Origin of the sequence: Streptomyces sp. 3N207 (genome assembly GCF_052246355.1) — a bacterium.
Classification (GTDB): domain Bacteria; phylum Actinomycetota; class Actinomycetes; order Streptomycetales; family Streptomycetaceae; genus Streptomyces.
This window is the reverse complement of record NZ_JBQQBV010000029.1, coordinates 11,735-26,112: the sequence shown is the minus strand read 5'-3', so window position 1 is coordinate 26,112 and position 14,378 is coordinate 11,735. Positions and strand designations below refer to the sequence as shown.

The window sequence follows — 14,378 nt, the reverse complement described above, 5'->3', positions numbered from 1 at the left end:
TGTGAGCCGCCGACGTGTCCCGGGGGGGCTGCTGCCTCGGCTGTACCTGGTGCCCGTAGGTTGAAACAGCGGCTGGCCGGAGGCCATGAGGAGGAGCGGCTGTTGACAGACATCGAGGTGCCGGGGCCTGATCCCGACTGGCAAGAAGCCATCCACCCGCCCTACTGCATCGGCAAGAACCCCGCCCATCAGTGGAGCGTATGGGAGCACTGCTCCCCGCTTTTTCAGCTGATCGGAGGGCTGGCGCTGCCGGTGCAGCCTGTGGCCGAGCGGTTGCGACTGCGCGTCGAGCGGTCGTGGGACGGGCTGGACGAGCTTGACGTCGCCCTGTTCCGTCTGCGGGGATTCAGCTTCGCCCTCAGCAGGCACGACGGCAATCCGGCTGGCGTTTCATTTGTCTGGCTGACGCAGCCGCACGACGACGCGGACGAGGCCCTGGACGGGCTCTTGGAGGTCGTCGGGATCGGAGAGGAGGCCGTCGCCTTCCGCGGAGACCCTCGTCAATGCCCGGGTGATCGACCCTCCACGATCCACGAACAGACTTCGCCTGCTCGGGTCCCGGGCCTTGCCCCAAGGCCCTCCCGATGGGCATGGTTTCGCCGCATCATCGGTAAGGCTTCGTAGCCCAGGAGGGGCCGAGGAACTGTAGATGCAGAGGGCTGCAGGTTGAAAGAGCGTCGCATACCCCGTTGTTAGTGTGTTGAACATGCCAAGCACCACCGCGGACGAGCCCTCTGTCGACGCGGTCGATGCGCAGCTCCCACGCCCACATCGGTGGAGCCCATGGAGGCGCTTCCTCGTACTGCTGGCTTGCGCGGTTCTCGTCGCAGGTGCCGGGTTCTGGGGCTGGCGGCTGTACGTCGACCACCGGGACCGGGAGGCGAGCCGCGCGGCGATCGACAAGGCGTGCGGGGGTCTGGTGGACGCCGACCGCGTCCTGGGACTGCACGGCGGCGCCAAGCGGATAACGTTCGACAAGGGGCGCGTCCGTCTCCCTCCCCGCGGCGCGGACCGGTCCACGCGCTGGGATGAGCCGGGGTATTGCCACATCTACCGTGTGGGCCGGCCAGGCACGAGCTATTTCCATTTCGATCTGGATCTTGATTGGGAGCCCACGCACGAGGTCACCGGAGGCGTGATATCCGGACAGGAGGACGGCCCGTTCGACTGGCTCGGGGTGGAGCCCCGGCCCCGCGACATCACAAGCCGGGTCCCCCACGCCCTGCCCCAGCCGTTGGGCAAGCACGGCGCGGGCTCCCTCACCGACGACGAGGCCGTCATGTACGCCTCCTGCCCGCGCGGTTCCGCCCCGGGCACAACCCTCAAGGTCACTGCTTCGCTCCCGAATGTACATTCCGACCGCTACGAGAAGCCGGCACCGCACGATCGCCGGGCGCTGGCCGGTCTCGCCGCCCAGGCCACCCGCCGCGCAGCGCACGAACTCGGCTGCCGCGCGCACGCGGCCAACCCGCCACGCCGGATACCGGCCGCCTCGATGCGGCTGCGCGCGGCCGAGGATGCCCGCGGCACCTGCGACTGGTACGCCAGCCTCATCCGCGACAAGGGGCGCGGCACACTGCCCGACCGGGCACTGGGCACCCGAACCAGCAAGAGGTCCTGGCAGGAAAGCTGCGTACTGGGGGTGAGCCCCTCACAGGCCGCTCAGCTCTCCCAGCGCTTCCCCCGGCTGACAGAGCACGTGGATGTGGAGCTTGATTACACCTTGCGGCTCGCCCCCTGGTGGATGCGCTTCGACAGCTTCTTCGGAGACCGCGCGCGCTACGTGCGCGTGCAGCATGACGGAGACGAGAAGTTCATCGCTCCGGGCAGCGCGGGAGCAGCAGATGGCGCCTGGTGGGCTTCCTCCACCTGTCACGGCCACCCGGCCGTGCACGTGGTGAGCATGCCGCACCCGTACAACGAGTTCGCGCCGACACGTGAGCGCGCCGCCTTCCACGCCTACGTCACCGACATCGCGCACCGCCGAGGCTGCACCCTCGACGCCTTCCCCTCAAAGGCCGACTTCCGCGACTGACCGCCGACCGCCTACCGCCTACCGCCTACCGCCTACCGCCCGGACGATGCTTGATGACCCATCGACTCCACAGGCAGACGTGCCGACCTCTCCAGCCCGGGCCCGCACACCGACTACCTGGAACTGTCATCAGCCGCTACAGCAACGGCCACAAGGGCGACGACTGAGAGGCCGCACCGCCTCGGCCTCAAGCGAAGGCTGGCGAGCCGGTCGGCCACGATGGCGGTCGAGGAAAGCGTGACAGCTCCGCGAACTCCCCCCGCTCGCCAGCCCGTCGCAGCACACCCATCCCCACGGCCTTCCCAATGAACCTGAACTCCTGGGCGCCGAAGCGCACCAGGTGGCGGGTGACGACGTCTTCCAGCCCTGCCAAGTGCCGGGAGTCGCCCTCAACGGTCAGCAGCAGGGCGCCGGGAGCCGCGGTCATGGTGCCGGTGCCGTGCGGGAAGACGAGTCGGCCGTGCCCGGTCTCCTCGTCCCGGATGGTCTCGATCCGGCAGCCGAGGTGGGCGGCGAGCTGCTTGGCGTAGCGGTGGGCACGGTCGGTGCCGACACGTGCCTGGGAAGAGAGTCACTGCTGGCCCTGCGTTCGGGCGACGGTGTCCTTGGCGAAGTCCTCGATGGTGGTGCGGCCCCTCTCGGGGGTGTTCTCGAAGCGGACGTGGCCGCTGTTGACGCCCTCCCACATCTCCTCCCAGATGCCCATCGTCGCTGCTGGCAGGCCCATGTGGGCAAGGGCCTGCCGCCACTGGCCGCGCTCGATGGCCTGAGGCGTGATCGGCCGACCCAGCGCAGCGGCGAAGGCGGCGGCAACGTCGCCGGGCGCGTAGTCGGATGCTGCGGCGAGCTCGACGGTGCGGCTGTCATCGCGCTGCAACTCGCGCACCACGGTGGCCGCGATGTCCTCGACAGCCGCGTGGGGGATCGGCCGGTCGGCGGGGGTGAAGAAGCTGGGCAGTACGCCGTCATCGCGCATGGCCGGCAGATTCGGCAGCCAGTTGGTCATGAAGTTCCCGGGCCGCACGAAGCTGGCGCCGAGCGGGGTCAGGGTCTGCTCCAGGATGTGGGTGGTGACGATGTTGCCGGTACCCTCCGCATGCTGGGCGCCGATCGAGGACAAGGCCACCACCCGTGAGCCTGCGGCATTGAGTGCGGTGGCGTAGGCATCGGCGACAGCGCGGGCCGAGGCCAGCATGTCGCTGGCCGCGTAGGCCGGCGGGTTGAGCACGTAGACCGCGCGTGCCCCGGCGAACACGCCGGTCAACGCTGCCGCGTCCTGAACATTGGCGTGGGCGACCTCGGCCCCGCGACTCTCCCATTCCTGGCCGCTGCGGCCCGGGCGTAGCACCACACGGACCGGCTGGCTCTGAGTGAGCAGAATGCGGGCGACGGCTCCGCCGGTCTGCCCGTTGGCTCCCATGACGACAAACACAGTGCACTTCCTCGATAAGGATCTGGAGGCCCCGCAGGCTCCGGACGGGAGCGGGGCTGACGCATTCACCGTGCGGGCCAGATGGCCTCGCCGTCCAAGACCTGTTCTGCAATCTGCGATACCGAATCGGCATCACCCCAGTTCAAGCCCCTCTTTCATGGGCGGTGTCGACTCGGAGGAGAGGTACAGTCGGAGCATGCCCGAGACGTCGGATACCAGCGCGGACCTTGATCTACGCCTGGTGCGCTACTTCACCGTGGTGGCCGATCAACGTCACTTCGGCCGCGCCGCCGCGGCCCTGCACCTCGCACAGCCGTCCCTGAGCCGACAGATCCGCCGCCTGGAAGATCAGCTCGGGGCACGCCTGCTGGACCGCAGCCCGCACGGCACCGAGCTCACCGAAGCCGGACAGGTGTTCCTCCCTCGCGCCAAGGCACTGCTGCGCAGCGCCAGCCAGGCTGCCGCCCAGACCAGGGCGGCAGCGCAGCCCACACGCCTGACCGTCGGCTACACCACCGGCCTGATCATCACCCCCGCGGTGCGTGAGCTCCGCCGCCGCCACCCCGACGCCGACGTGCACACCCTGCACCTGGGGTGGAACGAACCACGCCAAGCTCTCCTCGACCACCGGGTGGACGCGGTCGTGGCCCGCATGCCGTTCCCCACCGACCAGTTGCACGTCACGATCCTCTACGACGAGCCCCGGATGCTCCTGGTACCCGCCGATCACCGCCTGGTCGGCAAGGAGTACGTCACCCTCGACGAAATCGCCGACGAGCCCACCCCCCGGCTTCCCGATTCGGCGTGGAACGCGTTCTGGCGCATCGACCCCCGCCCCGACGGAAGCCGCGCACCCGAGGGACCGTTGGTGGAGACCGTAGAGGACAAGCTCGAACTCATCGCCGCCGGCGATGCCGTCTCCATCGCCCCCGCCGGCTCCCTCGCCGTCCACACCCGTCCCGACATCGCCGCGATCCCCCTCGACGGCGTCGAACCCGCCCATGTCGTCCTCGCTACCCGTACAGCCGAGCGCAGCCGCCTGGTCAGCGCCTTCCGCCATGCCGCTCAGACCTGCCTGAGCAGCCCCTCGCCCCAGGACAGATCTCCTGCCACGGACCGATCAACGTGAGCACCACGCAGCCGGGGCGATCCCGCCGCGGCAATCGCTCGACAGGGCTCTCTCACAAATGAGTAGTTCTGAGAGATCACGGGCCCCCACCGGACCGTGCCCGGTTTGCCCCCGATCTTCGTTCTCACAACCTCTCGCAAACCAGCTTTCGCACAAAGCCCCTCGCGATAGCTTCTGCGACGTGCCAGAGCTCGCCGAACGGGCTGCCAGCGTCGAACAGTTCGCCTGCTCCACCTGTGAGCGTCCCCTACGAACTCCACGACCTGGCGCGGTGCCACACCGGTGCTGGAGCGGCTGGTCGGCATGCCAGCTGTGCCAGCTGGAGATGGTGACGTTGCGCCATGGGTGGTCGGCGGCGCCGGCGCCCAGGTAGTAGCCGAGGTCCCGGCGCAGTGGTGTCGGCAAGGGAGTGGTCTGTGCCACCAGCCGCAGCCGCGTCCCCTGTTGTCGTACCCCTCAGGGACGATGGGGGCCGTGGACAGGGATACAGCGGGCGATGCCGTCGTTGAGGCCGGTTGGCGGGAAGTGCGCCAGGACGGGCGGGTCAGGGTCGAACTACTGGAAGCGGCCTACGCAGAACCCCGCCTGCGGCAGCTGTTCCCCTGGACAGGCATGGGAGAACTCCACTTCAGCCGCTGCACCGAACAGCGGTGGACCTGGGACATCCCCTACATCCGGCCCGCACCCGGCGGCACCTACTGGGTCGCCGGTCCCCTGCGTTCCGAGACGGTAGGCCCGGCGGCCACGGCACGGGAAGCCATCGCCATGGTGCTCCGGCGACTGCCGACGGGGTGCGGCCCCGCCTACGTCGGCACTCCTGAAGAACTCGCCGCTCACGAAGCCCAGAAGCAGCAGGCGGACAACGGGTAAGAGGTTGGGCTCGGCTGCTGAGGAGTGCCTGGCAGGCTGCGTTGGTGTCCGTCCGCCGAACCGGTGCGGGAGTCGGGCTTCGTTCCTGGGGAGGTGGCGGTCATCTGCGTTCCTTTCGTGGACTGTTACGGGCATACGCGTTTCCCCCCGTCAGTCCAGGCCGGCCCCGAGATGGTGCGCAAGATCGATCAGATCTGCCAGCCGCAGCACCCGTCCGCCGGATCCTGGCAAGGGGACGTGCAAGGGCTCGGTCCAGCGGGCTGGGATCGCTTCCAATCCGTGATACGCACCCGCGAGACCTCCGGTGACCGCGGCGACAGTGTCTGTATCACCGCCGACGTCAATCGCAGCGCGAATGGCGTCCTGGAAGCTGGTTGTGCTGCGCAGGGCCCAGACCGCCGATCCCAGGCAGGGCCAAACTGCGCCGTTGAACTCGGTTGCCTGGTCGGGATGCCAGTCAGCAGCAAGGACTGTGGCATATCGCTGGCGGTGGTCGGGATGGACGAGATCCAGAACGTCAGGAATAGCGCAGAGGGGGTCGGCGCCTGCCAGGCTGAGGCGGATGAGTTCGTGGAATACGGCAGTGCCTTCCCAGGCGGCGCGGTCGCCGTGGGTAAGGGCAGCGATGCGTCGGGCAGCATTCATCGTGGCCGACCGACCGGCCCGTGAAAAGTAGACCGCAGATGTCGATGCCCTCATCAATGAGCCGTTGCCGGCTGCTCGCTGGTTGATTTGGAAATGAATTGCGGCGGCCAGATCCCACGGCATGCCGTTTGTCAGCACGTCCTCGGTCTGCAGGCCGATGTCTTTGGGTTCGGCTGCCGCCCACCGCTGGAAGCGGGCGAAGATGTCCGGCAAGTCCAGTCCGCCCCGCTGCAGTAGCGACTCCGCGACAAGAACGGCCATCTGCGTGTCGTCCGTGGCTTCGCCCGGTTCCCAACCGCCGCCTCCGCACATCTCCCCACCGCACCCTGGTTCTGGAAACCGGGCAGAGAACGCACCTGGGGGTCCGAACTCGAAAGGGGCTCCCAGCGCGTCGCCCACCGCTGAGCCGACGACCGTCGCGATGGCCCGCTCCATACGCCTCATCCGCCCCATCCGCGCAGGCTATCGGCGTCACACCGACAGCGCACCGGCCATTTCTCCTCCCATCTGCCGGAGGCCCAAGGCGACTTCCGCAGCGCTCGTTCGGTCGCTGTCGCCCGAAGAAAGTAGCTCTCTGCAGCCCGGCCAGTGGTTTCGTGATGCGAAGGCCGGTTCCGGAGTGCTAGGCGGCCGGCAATGTCAGTCTTGGTCCGAGCTGGACAGAGCTTTGGAGATCAGGCGGGTGGCGAAGTCGCGGTCGTCGGTGAGCCGGTTGATGTGCTCCGCGAGCAGGAAGGCCGTGGCTTCCAGGGGATTCATCTCGTCCTTGGTCCAGTCTCCGTACTGCTGGCGCCACAGGCTGGGGCTCAGGCCGGTGCCTGCCGCGACGAGCAGGCCCGCCATGGTGGGGATGGTCTCGGGACGGACGCTCTTGGGCATCATGCGCATGGTGGCCACGAGGTTGGGCACCACGTACTCGATGACGTCCTTGTTGTGGTCCTCGTAGGCCATTCGCAGCCATTTCATGAACATGAAGATGAGCGTGCATGTGCCGTCCAGTACGTCATGTGCTCCCTCGGGGCCCATGGACGCGGTGAACTGTTCGACCAGCTTTCGCTGTTCGGGGTCGGTCTCGGTCCTGCCGTCGTAGATGGCTTTGAGCTGGGAGTCGATGATCATGAGCGCTGTCCCCACATCGCCGGCGGGAGCGTACTGGGGGTCGCAGGGCGATGACACAGGGGTCCTCCTCGTGTGACGCGGTAGGCAGCGCGGCGTGTCCGTACGGTAGACCGCCGAGCAGACGGCGGTCCGGCGATTCCCGATGGCGGGGTCTTCCGGTGGATGGAACCACCACCCCGCTCTCACCTCTGCCCCCTGACGCTCTGGTCGGGTCGGTGTTTCCTTCACCCGGCCGGAGAAGTTGTCGCACACATGTGCCCCGCCCCTCCGAGGCCGGGGCCACACGCTAAGGACCCGGCCGGACCCCAGACGTACGCCCTTACCGCGAGACCGGACCGTCTCAGCCCGGCGCACCACGAAGCACTCGGCCAGTAAGTCACGCCAACGCCCCGATGCCGGTGAGCGGTAAAGCAGGAAGCCGGTGACGTACTGGATCGATGAGTACTGGATCTCGAAGCTTCCCGCCCTTGGTGCTGCCGCATCAGGAACGTTCGGCCCGTCCTGGGTACGGTGAGTCCCATGAGTGGTGGGCAGCCGGATCCGGACGAGATCGAGGCGTGCCTCGCTGCCGTGGTCCAGGGGCGCATGAGCCGGGATGCGGCTGACCGGTGGGCCAGACGCTGGATCGTCGACGACACGCTCAACTGGGACGAATTGTCCTGGTGGGGGCTGGGCCTCCTGCACGGGATCGATCTGCGGCCGGGGCCCGAGGATCCGTACCTGCACAGTGACGACCAAGTACACGGATGGCTTGAGGAGTTTCGGCAGCGCCGCGCCAAGTGACGCTCCGTGCTGGCCTGTCCATGTCCCGAAGGAACAGAGCAGCACGATCCGCCGCTGCATCATCCGGTGAAACAGCCGTCTCGACGACCGACGGCTGCGCCCAGCCTTCGCCCGCCGCGAACGCCGCCTGACACGGCGCCAAGGAGTGCTCAGGCGATGCAAGGCAGCAACTGCCTGTCGCCTGCCGGCGGGTGAGCGACGCCGCAGTACGGTACGTTGCTGGTCATGCTCACGACGCGCCTCGATCTTGCCCGGATCCGCGCGGCCCGCCGGGACATCGACCCGATCTTTCTGGATACTCCGCTGTACGAGTGCGACGCGTTGGGACGCGAGCTTGGCTGCACGGTGAGTGTCAAGCTGGAAACGGCGAACCCGGTGCGCAGCTTCAAGGCCCGCGGCACCGAACTTGTCGCCGGCCTGCTGACCGGCCAGGGCCGCACAGCCGCCGTGTGCGCCAGCGCCGGCAACCTCGGCCAGGCACTCGGCTGGTCCGGACGCCACCGTGGCCTCGACGTGACGGTGGTGGCATCACGCGGGGCGCCGGCTGCCAAGCTCGATCGGATCCACGCGCTGGGTGCGGAGTTGGAGCTGGTCGACCGGGACTTCGAGATGGCCCGCGAGCGGGCGGCGAGTATCGCGCAACAGCGCGGCGTCCGGCTGGTCGAGGACAGCCTCGACATCGAGACCTGCGAGGGCGCGGCGACCATCGGCCTGGAACTGGCGAGCGGGGCGTCCTCCTTCGACGCTGTCCTGATCGCCCTGGGCGGCGGTGCGATGGCCACAGGCGTGGGCCACGTCCTGAAGGCCCTTTCGCCAGACGTCGAGGTGATCTGTGTGCAGCCCCTCGGCGCACCCGCGATGACCCGCTCCTGGCACCAGCGCAGGGTCATCACCACCGACTCGACCGACACCATCGCCGACGGCGTCGCCGGCCGGTACCCCATCCCCGCAGTCCTGGACGACCTCCTCACGGTGGCCGACGACGCCGTCCTGGTCCACGAGACGTCCATCGTCACGGGCATGCGGATGCTGCTGGAGCGCGCGGGACTGGTCGTCGAACCCTCAGCGGCCCTCGGCGTCGCGGCCATCCTGGAAGACCGTGACCGCTTCGCCGGCCGCCACGTGGCCACCATCATCTGCGGCAGCAACGTCGACCCGGACGCCTACCACCGCTGGGTCCGCACATGAGCCGACGAGATGGCAAGTGAGCCACGCAAACGTGAACGGCCGCCGGATCAGCCGCCAACTTGACCTGGCTGCCACCAGAATGTCGGCATCTTCTACTACCACCAACATCTACCTGGCCCGCTCGATCGTCGTCATCAGCCCCCCGCAACACCCCTGCGGCGACGAGCACGGTTCCCCGCACCGAAGGGTCGAGCTCAGGGCCGGTGGGTTCAGTGGGTGTCGTCGGCGCGGAGGGTCAGATCGAGGAGGCCGGGGAAGCGTGCGTCGAACTCCTCGCGGCGCAGTCGGTTGAGGCGCTTGGTGCCCTGGTCGCGCTGTTCGACGAGGCCGACGTCGCGCAGGACAGCGAAGTGGTGACTCTTGGCCGCCCTACCGACGGGGACGTCGAAGTTGCTGCAACTGAGGGTCCAGTCGGGGTGGCTCGCCAGGTCGCGGACCAGCTGGAGGCGCACGGGGTCGGCCAGTGCGGAGAGCGCGGCGAGGAGGGAGACGTCGTCGGGGTGTGTGTGCGCAGGTGCCGGTCGATGCCCCGCGGCTTCGGCCCGCTCAGACATCCTTCTTCCTCCTGCTCGGCATCAGACCCGTTTGCTGAATGTTCGACGCCTATCTTACATTGCTAATGTTCGCTTCGGATTGAACATTCGCGGAAGGGCGGTTCGGCTATGCGCGCAGTCGAGTTCCAGGCTTACGGCGGTCCCGAGGTACTGCAGCTCGTGCAGTCCGCGGTTCCCAAGCCGGGGCCGGGCCAGGTGACCATCGATGCCGCCTGGGCCGGAGTGAACTTCGCGGATGTCAAGGCGCGCGCCGAGGGCTACCGGGTGACGTCGCTGCCCTACCGTCCCGGCCTGGAGGTCTCCGGGCGCATCCGGGCGGTCGGGGAGGGCGTCGAGGGGCTGCAGGTGGGGCAGGAAGTGGCCGCGCTCGTTGACGGCGGCGGGTACGCCGAGGTGGTCCTCGCCGAGGCCGCGGCCGCGTTCGCGCTGCCCGACGGGCTGGACCTGCGGACCGCGGCTACGGTGCCGACCGTGCTGCCGACCGCGCACGCTCTGATCCACGAGGTGGGGCGACTGCGCTCCGGGGAGAGCGTACTGGTGCACGGCGCGGCGGGTGGCATCGGTACGGCGGCCGGGCAGCTGGCCCGGGCGGCGGGCGCCGGTGCGGTGTACGGCGTGGTCTCCACCGACGCCAAGGCCGGGTACGCCCTCGACCACGGCTACGACGAAGTGTTCCGGGCCGACACCTTCGCTGAGGACGTCCGTCGCGCGACCGGCGGCAGGGGCGTCGACCTGGTCCTCGACCCGGTGGGCGGTGACACGCTGCGCCGCGGGCTGGACGCGCTGGCCGTCTTCGGGCGTCTGGTGTCCTTCGGCAACGCCGGCGGCGGCGAGCCCTGGCGGGTCGGGCAGCCCGAACTGTACGCGCAGGGCCGCTCCATCGGCGGCTTCTCCGTACTGGCGCTCGCCCGGACGGCACCTGACGCCGTACGCGCCCTGACCGAACGCGCACTGCGCGCAGTCGCCGAAGGCGTGGTGTCCCTTCCCGTAACCGCCGAGTTCCCCCTGTCCGAGGCGGCCGGCGCCCACCGACTCATGGGCGGGCGCACCTCCACCGGCAAGCTGCTGCTGCGCGTCACCGGCTGACCGCACACGCCCGGGGCACGACGGCCCGGGCGACTGCTCATCCCGTCAACCATCCACAAAGCATCCGGCTCGGGCATCCCCATGCCTGAGCCAGAATCACGGACCCAGACATGCAGCAGCACAGCGCGGCCCAAGCAGTCTCCACCGTCACGGGCAAGGTGCCCGCTCCGTGCCTCGTCCTGGCCGGTGTGTGCGGGCTGCAGTTCGGCGCGGCCCTCGCCCCCCGCGTGTATCCGCAGGCAGGCGCCGCGGGCGTGGTTTTCCTGCGACTGTTGATCGCCGGCGTGATCCTCTGCGTGCTGTGGCGTCCGAAGCGCAGAGCGCCGAACGGGGTCAGGGGAGCGTGGAAGACCGTACTCGCCGCCGGGACGCTGCTGGCCGGACATCACATTGCGTTCTTCGAAGCCGTCAACCACATCCCGCTCGGGATTGTCGCCACGATCGAGTTCCTCGGCCCCTTCGCCATCGCTCTGGCCGGCTCCCGCCGCGCGCTCGACCTGCTCCCCGCATGCCTGGCCGCAGCAGGCGTGTTCCTGTTGAGCAGCACAGACGGTACTTCCCTGCCTGCGGCCGGCCTCGCGCTGGCCGCCGCGGCGGCCACCTGCTGGGCCGGATACATCATGGTCTCCGCCCGCATGGCCACCCGCCTCAGCGGCGGCCAGGGCCTGGCCCTGGCCATCACCTGGGCGGCGCTGCTCAGTGCCCCCTACGGCATCGCCCACGCGGGCAGCGCCCTGCTGGACCCGCACGTCCTGTGGGTGGCGGCCGTCGTGGCGGTGGTCTCCAGCGTGCTTCCGTACTCGCTCAACCTGGAAGCCATGCGCCGTATCCCGCCACGTGTCTTCGGCGTACTGACCAGCCTGGAACCGGCCGCAGGCGCCCTGTTCGGCCTGCTCATCCTCGGCCAGCACCTGGACTGGCCCCAATGGCTCGGCATCGCCGCAGTCGCCTGCGCCTCCACCATCGCCACATACCTGGGAACCGGAAAACGCAGGACCTCACGCGTCCGGGCAACGAGCGCCCTCCGTGAGGGCAGCCAGCGGAACGAGGCCGACATCCCCTCGGCAACCTGGTGATCCCGTTACCTCCAGGCGTCACGATCGGGATCGAACACAGCGCAGCCGTGGCGCCTTCCCGAGGCGCCTTCCAGACCGACGAACGAAGTCAACGACGCATAGCCCTCGTCGGCGCCCGCGTCGAACTGGCCGCTCCATCCGACAGCATGAGCGCCGTGGGCGATGTGCCCGGCCACTACCGATCCGGGCACGGCGGCGGAGTGGCCGGCGCCGGAGTGGGCGGTTCGGTCCTGAAGAGCGCCAGTACGGAGGCGCTGCTCAGCGTCGGTCGGCCCCGAACAGTCCGTCGACGATCCGCCGCAGTACTGCCTCTTCCTGACCGGCGGCTTCTGTCCGCTCGTACTCGGTGAGCGCAAGCCCGGCGAGGGTGAACTCTTCAGTCAGTGCCTGTACTGCTACGAGCAGCTCTGCTACGCCGAGTCCGCCGGGCTCGGGTGTGCCGACGGCCGGGAATACCTGCGGGTCGAGTACGTCGAGGTCGATGTGGACGTATACCGCCTCGGCGCCGGTGGCGCGTACTGCGGCCAGGAGCGGGCCTGGATCGGCCAGCTGCTCGACGTCGAGGTGCCGGATGCCGCGGCTCTCGACAAGGTCCTGCTCACCCGGGTCAAGTGACCTCGCGCCCGCCAGTACCACGCGGTCGGCCGACAGGCTCCGCACGGGCTGCAGACCCTCCGGCCCGTCGCCGATGAGCGCGCGCAGCACCATGCCGTGGAAGGCTCCGGACGGCGACGACTCCGGGGTGTTGAGGTCTGCGTGCGCGTCGAACCACACGAGCGCCAGCCGGTCCCCGAATGCGGAGAGCGCGGCCTCGACCGGGGCGAGGTCGACCGCGCAGTCACCGCCGATGGTCACCGTCCGCTCGCCCGGCGGAACCTCGGCCAATGCCGTGCGCACCGCCAGCAGATGCCGCTCCAGCACATCGGCGTTCTGCACGCCGCCCCGCGAGTTGCCGACGCCGCTCTCGAGGGCGACCGTACGCCGCCGACCCGCGGGAATCAGCTCGGCGAGCCAGGCAGCCCCACTGTGCAACCGCCGGGCCGTAGAGGCACCCGACGCCTGCCACTGCGCAACCTCAAGTACGACTGGACCGGACACGAACGTCCCCCTTCTACGACGATCGTCGTAGCCTACGCCGTCACCGTCACCGTCACCCGAGCCGTCGCCCAAGTCACGCCGCTGAGCCTTCGACGACGGACTGGTGGCGGATCGACCGGTCCGCCGCGACCGAGTGAACCGGCCCTCTGGCCCGGACCGGTGCCGGGCCAGAGGGCCGGATCAGGGAGAGCGAGTGGCTAGCGAATGCTCGGCGTGCCCCTGAGCTCCTTGGTCATGGCGCCCTTCCCGTCATTGTTGATGTTGTAGGAGATGATTCCGTCGGTGGTCCAGCCGCCCTTCGAAGAGGAGGACGTGTTGAAGCCGGCCGAGGTCGTGTGGACCCGGCCGCCGTTCGGGAAGTCCCACGTCTTCGTCCGGGACTTGACGGTCGAACCGTTCTTCTCCAGGTGGTAAATGATCTTGAAGGAGTCGAACCGCTTACCGCCCGTTATGTGGATCCCTTCGAGCTGGACCAGAGTCTTCGAGTTGAGGGTGGTCGAGTTGATGCGGCTCACGCACAGCTCGGCGTAGCCCTCCAGGTCCGGGTTGTTGGGCAGGTTGAAGGAGAGGGCCGTCCGGCTGCACTCGCTGGACGCGGCCTGGGCCGTCCCGGTCCCTGTCGCCGTGACGAGCGCGGCGGCGACTGCCGTGATCGCGAGTGCGGACGTTCCCTTGCGCATGTGGATCTCCGTGTGGTCGAAAGATGTGGTCGGGTAATGAGGTGGAACGCGGCCATGCGTGGCGAGTTGAGATGGTTCCCCGTTTATGCCGCTGACGTAATCTATGGGAACCGTGGGCAATGAGGTTGTTCTTCGCAGACCGTTACTCACCTGCGATAGTCGCGCCGTCAGCGCAGTCGGGTGATCGACGAGATCCTGTGGGCGGATCCGGACGCGCCCCGCAAGCAGCGGCACACGGTCACCCGGCTCCCACCGGTTGGTCGAAGAGCATGGGTCTCACCCAGCAGGTCCGGAGGCAGCACGACGCCGAGTTCCTCCTCCGGCGCGCCGAGGTCCTCCTCGCTCGCGGGCTCGGGGAGTTCCTCCTCGTACCCGAGGATCTGCGCCATCAGCCGCCGGTAGTCGTGGAAGAGCCGCACCGCCTCGTCCGGATCACCAGCGGGAACCACAGACTCAGGCCCTTCCTGCTCGTCACCCCGATCGGGCGGAACCAAATCTTCATCGATCACATAGAGGAGCGGCGGCTTCTGCCGGGAGGGTGTCGGCCATGCCGCCGCAACGTAGCACCCGCCCCCGACACCGACATGCTGATCTTTCCCTGCCGGCGGCCGGCCCGCCCCCCATCCGGACACCGCGTGCCTCGGCGTACCGGCTCGGACGGAGCGCGTCGTACGGCCCGACAC

At 68.8% G+C, this 14,378-nt stretch carries 15 protein-coding genes and 1 pseudogene; 8 read left to right on the top strand and 8 right to left on the bottom strand.

From position 1 onward, the window contains the following. Positions 1–102 precede the first annotated feature (102 nt). Entirely contained in the window at positions 103–624 is a 522-nt protein-coding gene (locus ACTWP9_RS31685; RefSeq protein ID WP_443249769.1) for a hypothetical protein, read from the top strand. Between the two features lie 82 nt (positions 625–706). After that, positions 707–2,035: a hypothetical protein gene (locus ACTWP9_RS31680; protein WP_443249768.1), complete on the top strand. Its 1,329-nt coding sequence runs from the start codon at positions 707–709 to the stop codon at positions 2,033–2,035. 187 nt (positions 2,036–2,222) lie between these two features. Here ACTWP9_RS31680 and ACTWP9_RS31675 read toward each other — a convergent pair. Beyond that, a pseudogene (locus ACTWP9_RS31675) lies at positions 2,223–2,585 on the bottom strand (DUF2218 domain-containing protein); the annotation flags it as partial. Positions 2,586–2,606: 21 nt separating this feature from the next. Beyond that, positions 2,607–3,455: an NmrA family NAD(P)-binding protein gene (locus ACTWP9_RS31670; protein WP_443249767.1), complete on the bottom strand. Its 849-nt coding sequence runs from the start codon at positions 3,453–3,455 to the stop codon at positions 2,607–2,609. Positions 3,456–3,663: 208 nt separating this feature from the next. Between ACTWP9_RS31670 and ACTWP9_RS31665 the strand changes: the two genes are divergently transcribed. Together ACTWP9_RS31665 and ACTWP9_RS31660 are read left to right on the top strand one after the other, a co-directional pair. Continuing rightward, positions 3,664–4,596 (top strand): LysR family transcriptional regulator, encoded by a 933-nt coding sequence (locus ACTWP9_RS31665; protein WP_443249766.1) that lies wholly within the window; start codon positions 3,664–3,666, stop codon positions 4,594–4,596. Between the two features lie 465 nt (positions 4,597–5,061). Beyond that, positions 5,062–5,466 (top strand): DUF6193 family natural product biosynthesis protein, encoded by a 405-nt coding sequence (locus ACTWP9_RS31660; RefSeq protein WP_443249765.1) that lies wholly within the window; start codon positions 5,062–5,064, stop codon positions 5,464–5,466. 150 nt (positions 5,467–5,616) lie between these two features. Here the strand turns inward: ACTWP9_RS31660 and ACTWP9_RS31655 are convergent, their stop codons facing one another. After that, complete coding sequence (locus tag ACTWP9_RS31655) at positions 5,617–6,555, bottom strand: ADP-ribosylglycohydrolase family protein (RefSeq protein WP_443249764.1); 939 nt, start codon at positions 6,553–6,555, stop codon at positions 5,617–5,619. Positions 6,556–6,750: 195 nt separating this feature from the next. Then, the gene (locus ACTWP9_RS31650; RefSeq protein ID WP_443249763.1) at positions 6,751–7,287 is read right to left on the bottom strand and encodes a hypothetical protein; all 537 of its coding nucleotides are present in this window, start codon (positions 7,285–7,287) and stop codon (positions 6,751–6,753) included. A 462-nt stretch (positions 7,288–7,749) separates the two neighbouring features. Here ACTWP9_RS31650 and ACTWP9_RS31645 point away from each other — a divergent pair, with 462 nt between their 5' ends. Together ACTWP9_RS31645 and ACTWP9_RS31640 are read left to right on the top strand one after the other, a co-directional pair. Then, positions 7,750–8,013, top strand: a complete 264-nt coding sequence (locus ACTWP9_RS31645; RefSeq protein ID WP_443249762.1) for a hypothetical protein — start codon at positions 7,750–7,752, stop codon at positions 8,011–8,013. Positions 8,014–8,238: 225 nt separating this feature from the next. Then, on the top strand, positions 8,239–9,201 hold the full coding sequence (locus ACTWP9_RS31640; protein WP_443249761.1) for a threonine ammonia-lyase: 963 nt from the start codon (positions 8,239–8,241) through the stop codon (positions 9,199–9,201). Between the two features lie 209 nt (positions 9,202–9,410). On the opposite strand, the gene ACTWP9_RS31635 is transcribed toward ACTWP9_RS31640, so the two are convergent. Beyond that, complete coding sequence (locus tag ACTWP9_RS31635) at positions 9,411–9,755, bottom strand: ArsR/SmtB family transcription factor (protein WP_443249760.1); 345 nt, start codon at positions 9,753–9,755, stop codon at positions 9,411–9,413. Between the two features lie 108 nt (positions 9,756–9,863). Here ACTWP9_RS31635 and ACTWP9_RS31630 point away from each other — a divergent pair, with 108 nt between their 5' ends. After that, a complete protein-coding gene (locus ACTWP9_RS31630; protein WP_443249759.1) occupies positions 9,864–10,841 on the top strand; it encodes a quinone oxidoreductase family protein in 978 nt (325 codons plus the stop codon). Between the two features lie 110 nt (positions 10,842–10,951). After that, positions 10,952–11,917 carry an EamA family transporter gene (locus ACTWP9_RS31625; protein WP_443249758.1) on the top strand — a complete coding sequence of 322 codons (966 nt, stop codon included), beginning with the start codon at positions 10,952–10,954 and terminating at the stop codon, positions 11,915–11,917. A 258-nt stretch (positions 11,918–12,175) separates the two neighbouring features. Here ACTWP9_RS31625 and ACTWP9_RS31620 read toward each other — a convergent pair whose 3' ends face one another. From ACTWP9_RS31620 to ACTWP9_RS31610, 3 genes are all read right to left on the bottom strand, one after another. Beyond that, entirely contained in the window at positions 12,176–13,015 is an 840-nt protein-coding gene (locus tag ACTWP9_RS31620) for an arginase family protein (protein WP_443249757.1), read from the bottom strand. A 197-nt stretch (positions 13,016–13,212) separates the two neighbouring features. Beyond that, complete coding sequence (locus ACTWP9_RS31615; RefSeq protein WP_443249756.1) at positions 13,213–13,695, bottom strand: hypothetical protein; 483 nt, start codon at positions 13,693–13,695, stop codon at positions 13,213–13,215. Between the two features lie 167 nt (positions 13,696–13,862). Beyond that, positions 13,863–14,144: an SMI1/KNR4 family protein gene (locus ACTWP9_RS31610; protein WP_443249755.1), complete on the bottom strand. Its 282-nt coding sequence runs from the start codon at positions 14,142–14,144 to the stop codon at positions 13,863–13,865. Positions 14,145–14,378 lie beyond the last annotated feature (234 nt).

Excerpts from the sequence above, each read along its gene's own strand:
- ACTWP9_RS31680 (WP_443249768.1), top strand. The coding sequence starts at position 707 with ATGCCAAGCACCACCGCGGACGAGCCCTCTGTCGACGCGGTCGATGCG.
- ACTWP9_RS31670 (WP_443249767.1), bottom strand. The coding sequence starts at position 3,455 with ATGGGAGCCAACGGGCAGACCGGCGGAGCCGTCGCCCGCATTCTGCTC.
- ACTWP9_RS31665 (WP_443249766.1), top strand. The coding sequence starts at position 3,664 with ATGCCCGAGACGTCGGATACCAGCGCGGACCTTGATCTACGCCTGGTG.
- ACTWP9_RS31660 (WP_443249765.1), top strand. The coding sequence starts at position 5,062 with ATGGGGGCCGTGGACAGGGATACAGCGGGCGATGCCGTCGTTGAGGCC.
- ACTWP9_RS31655 (WP_443249764.1), bottom strand. The coding sequence starts at position 6,555 with ATGAGGCGTATGGAGCGGGCCATCGCGACGGTCGTCGGCTCAGCGGTG.
- ACTWP9_RS31645 (WP_443249762.1), top strand. The coding sequence starts at position 7,750 with ATGAGTGGTGGGCAGCCGGATCCGGACGAGATCGAGGCGTGCCTCGCT.
- ACTWP9_RS31640 (WP_443249761.1), top strand. The coding sequence starts at position 8,239 with ATGCTCACGACGCGCCTCGATCTTGCCCGGATCCGCGCGGCCCGCCGG.
- ACTWP9_RS31635 (WP_443249760.1), bottom strand. The coding sequence starts at position 9,755 with ATGTCTGAGCGGGCCGAAGCCGCGGGGCATCGACCGGCACCTGCGCAC.
- ACTWP9_RS31630 (WP_443249759.1), top strand. The coding sequence starts at position 9,864 with ATGCGCGCAGTCGAGTTCCAGGCTTACGGCGGTCCCGAGGTACTGCAG.
- ACTWP9_RS31625 (WP_443249758.1), top strand. The coding sequence starts at position 10,952 with ATGCAGCAGCACAGCGCGGCCCAAGCAGTCTCCACCGTCACGGGCAAG.
- ACTWP9_RS31615 (WP_443249756.1), bottom strand. The coding sequence starts at position 13,695 with ATGCGCAAGGGAACGTCCGCACTCGCGATCACGGCAGTCGCCGCCGCG.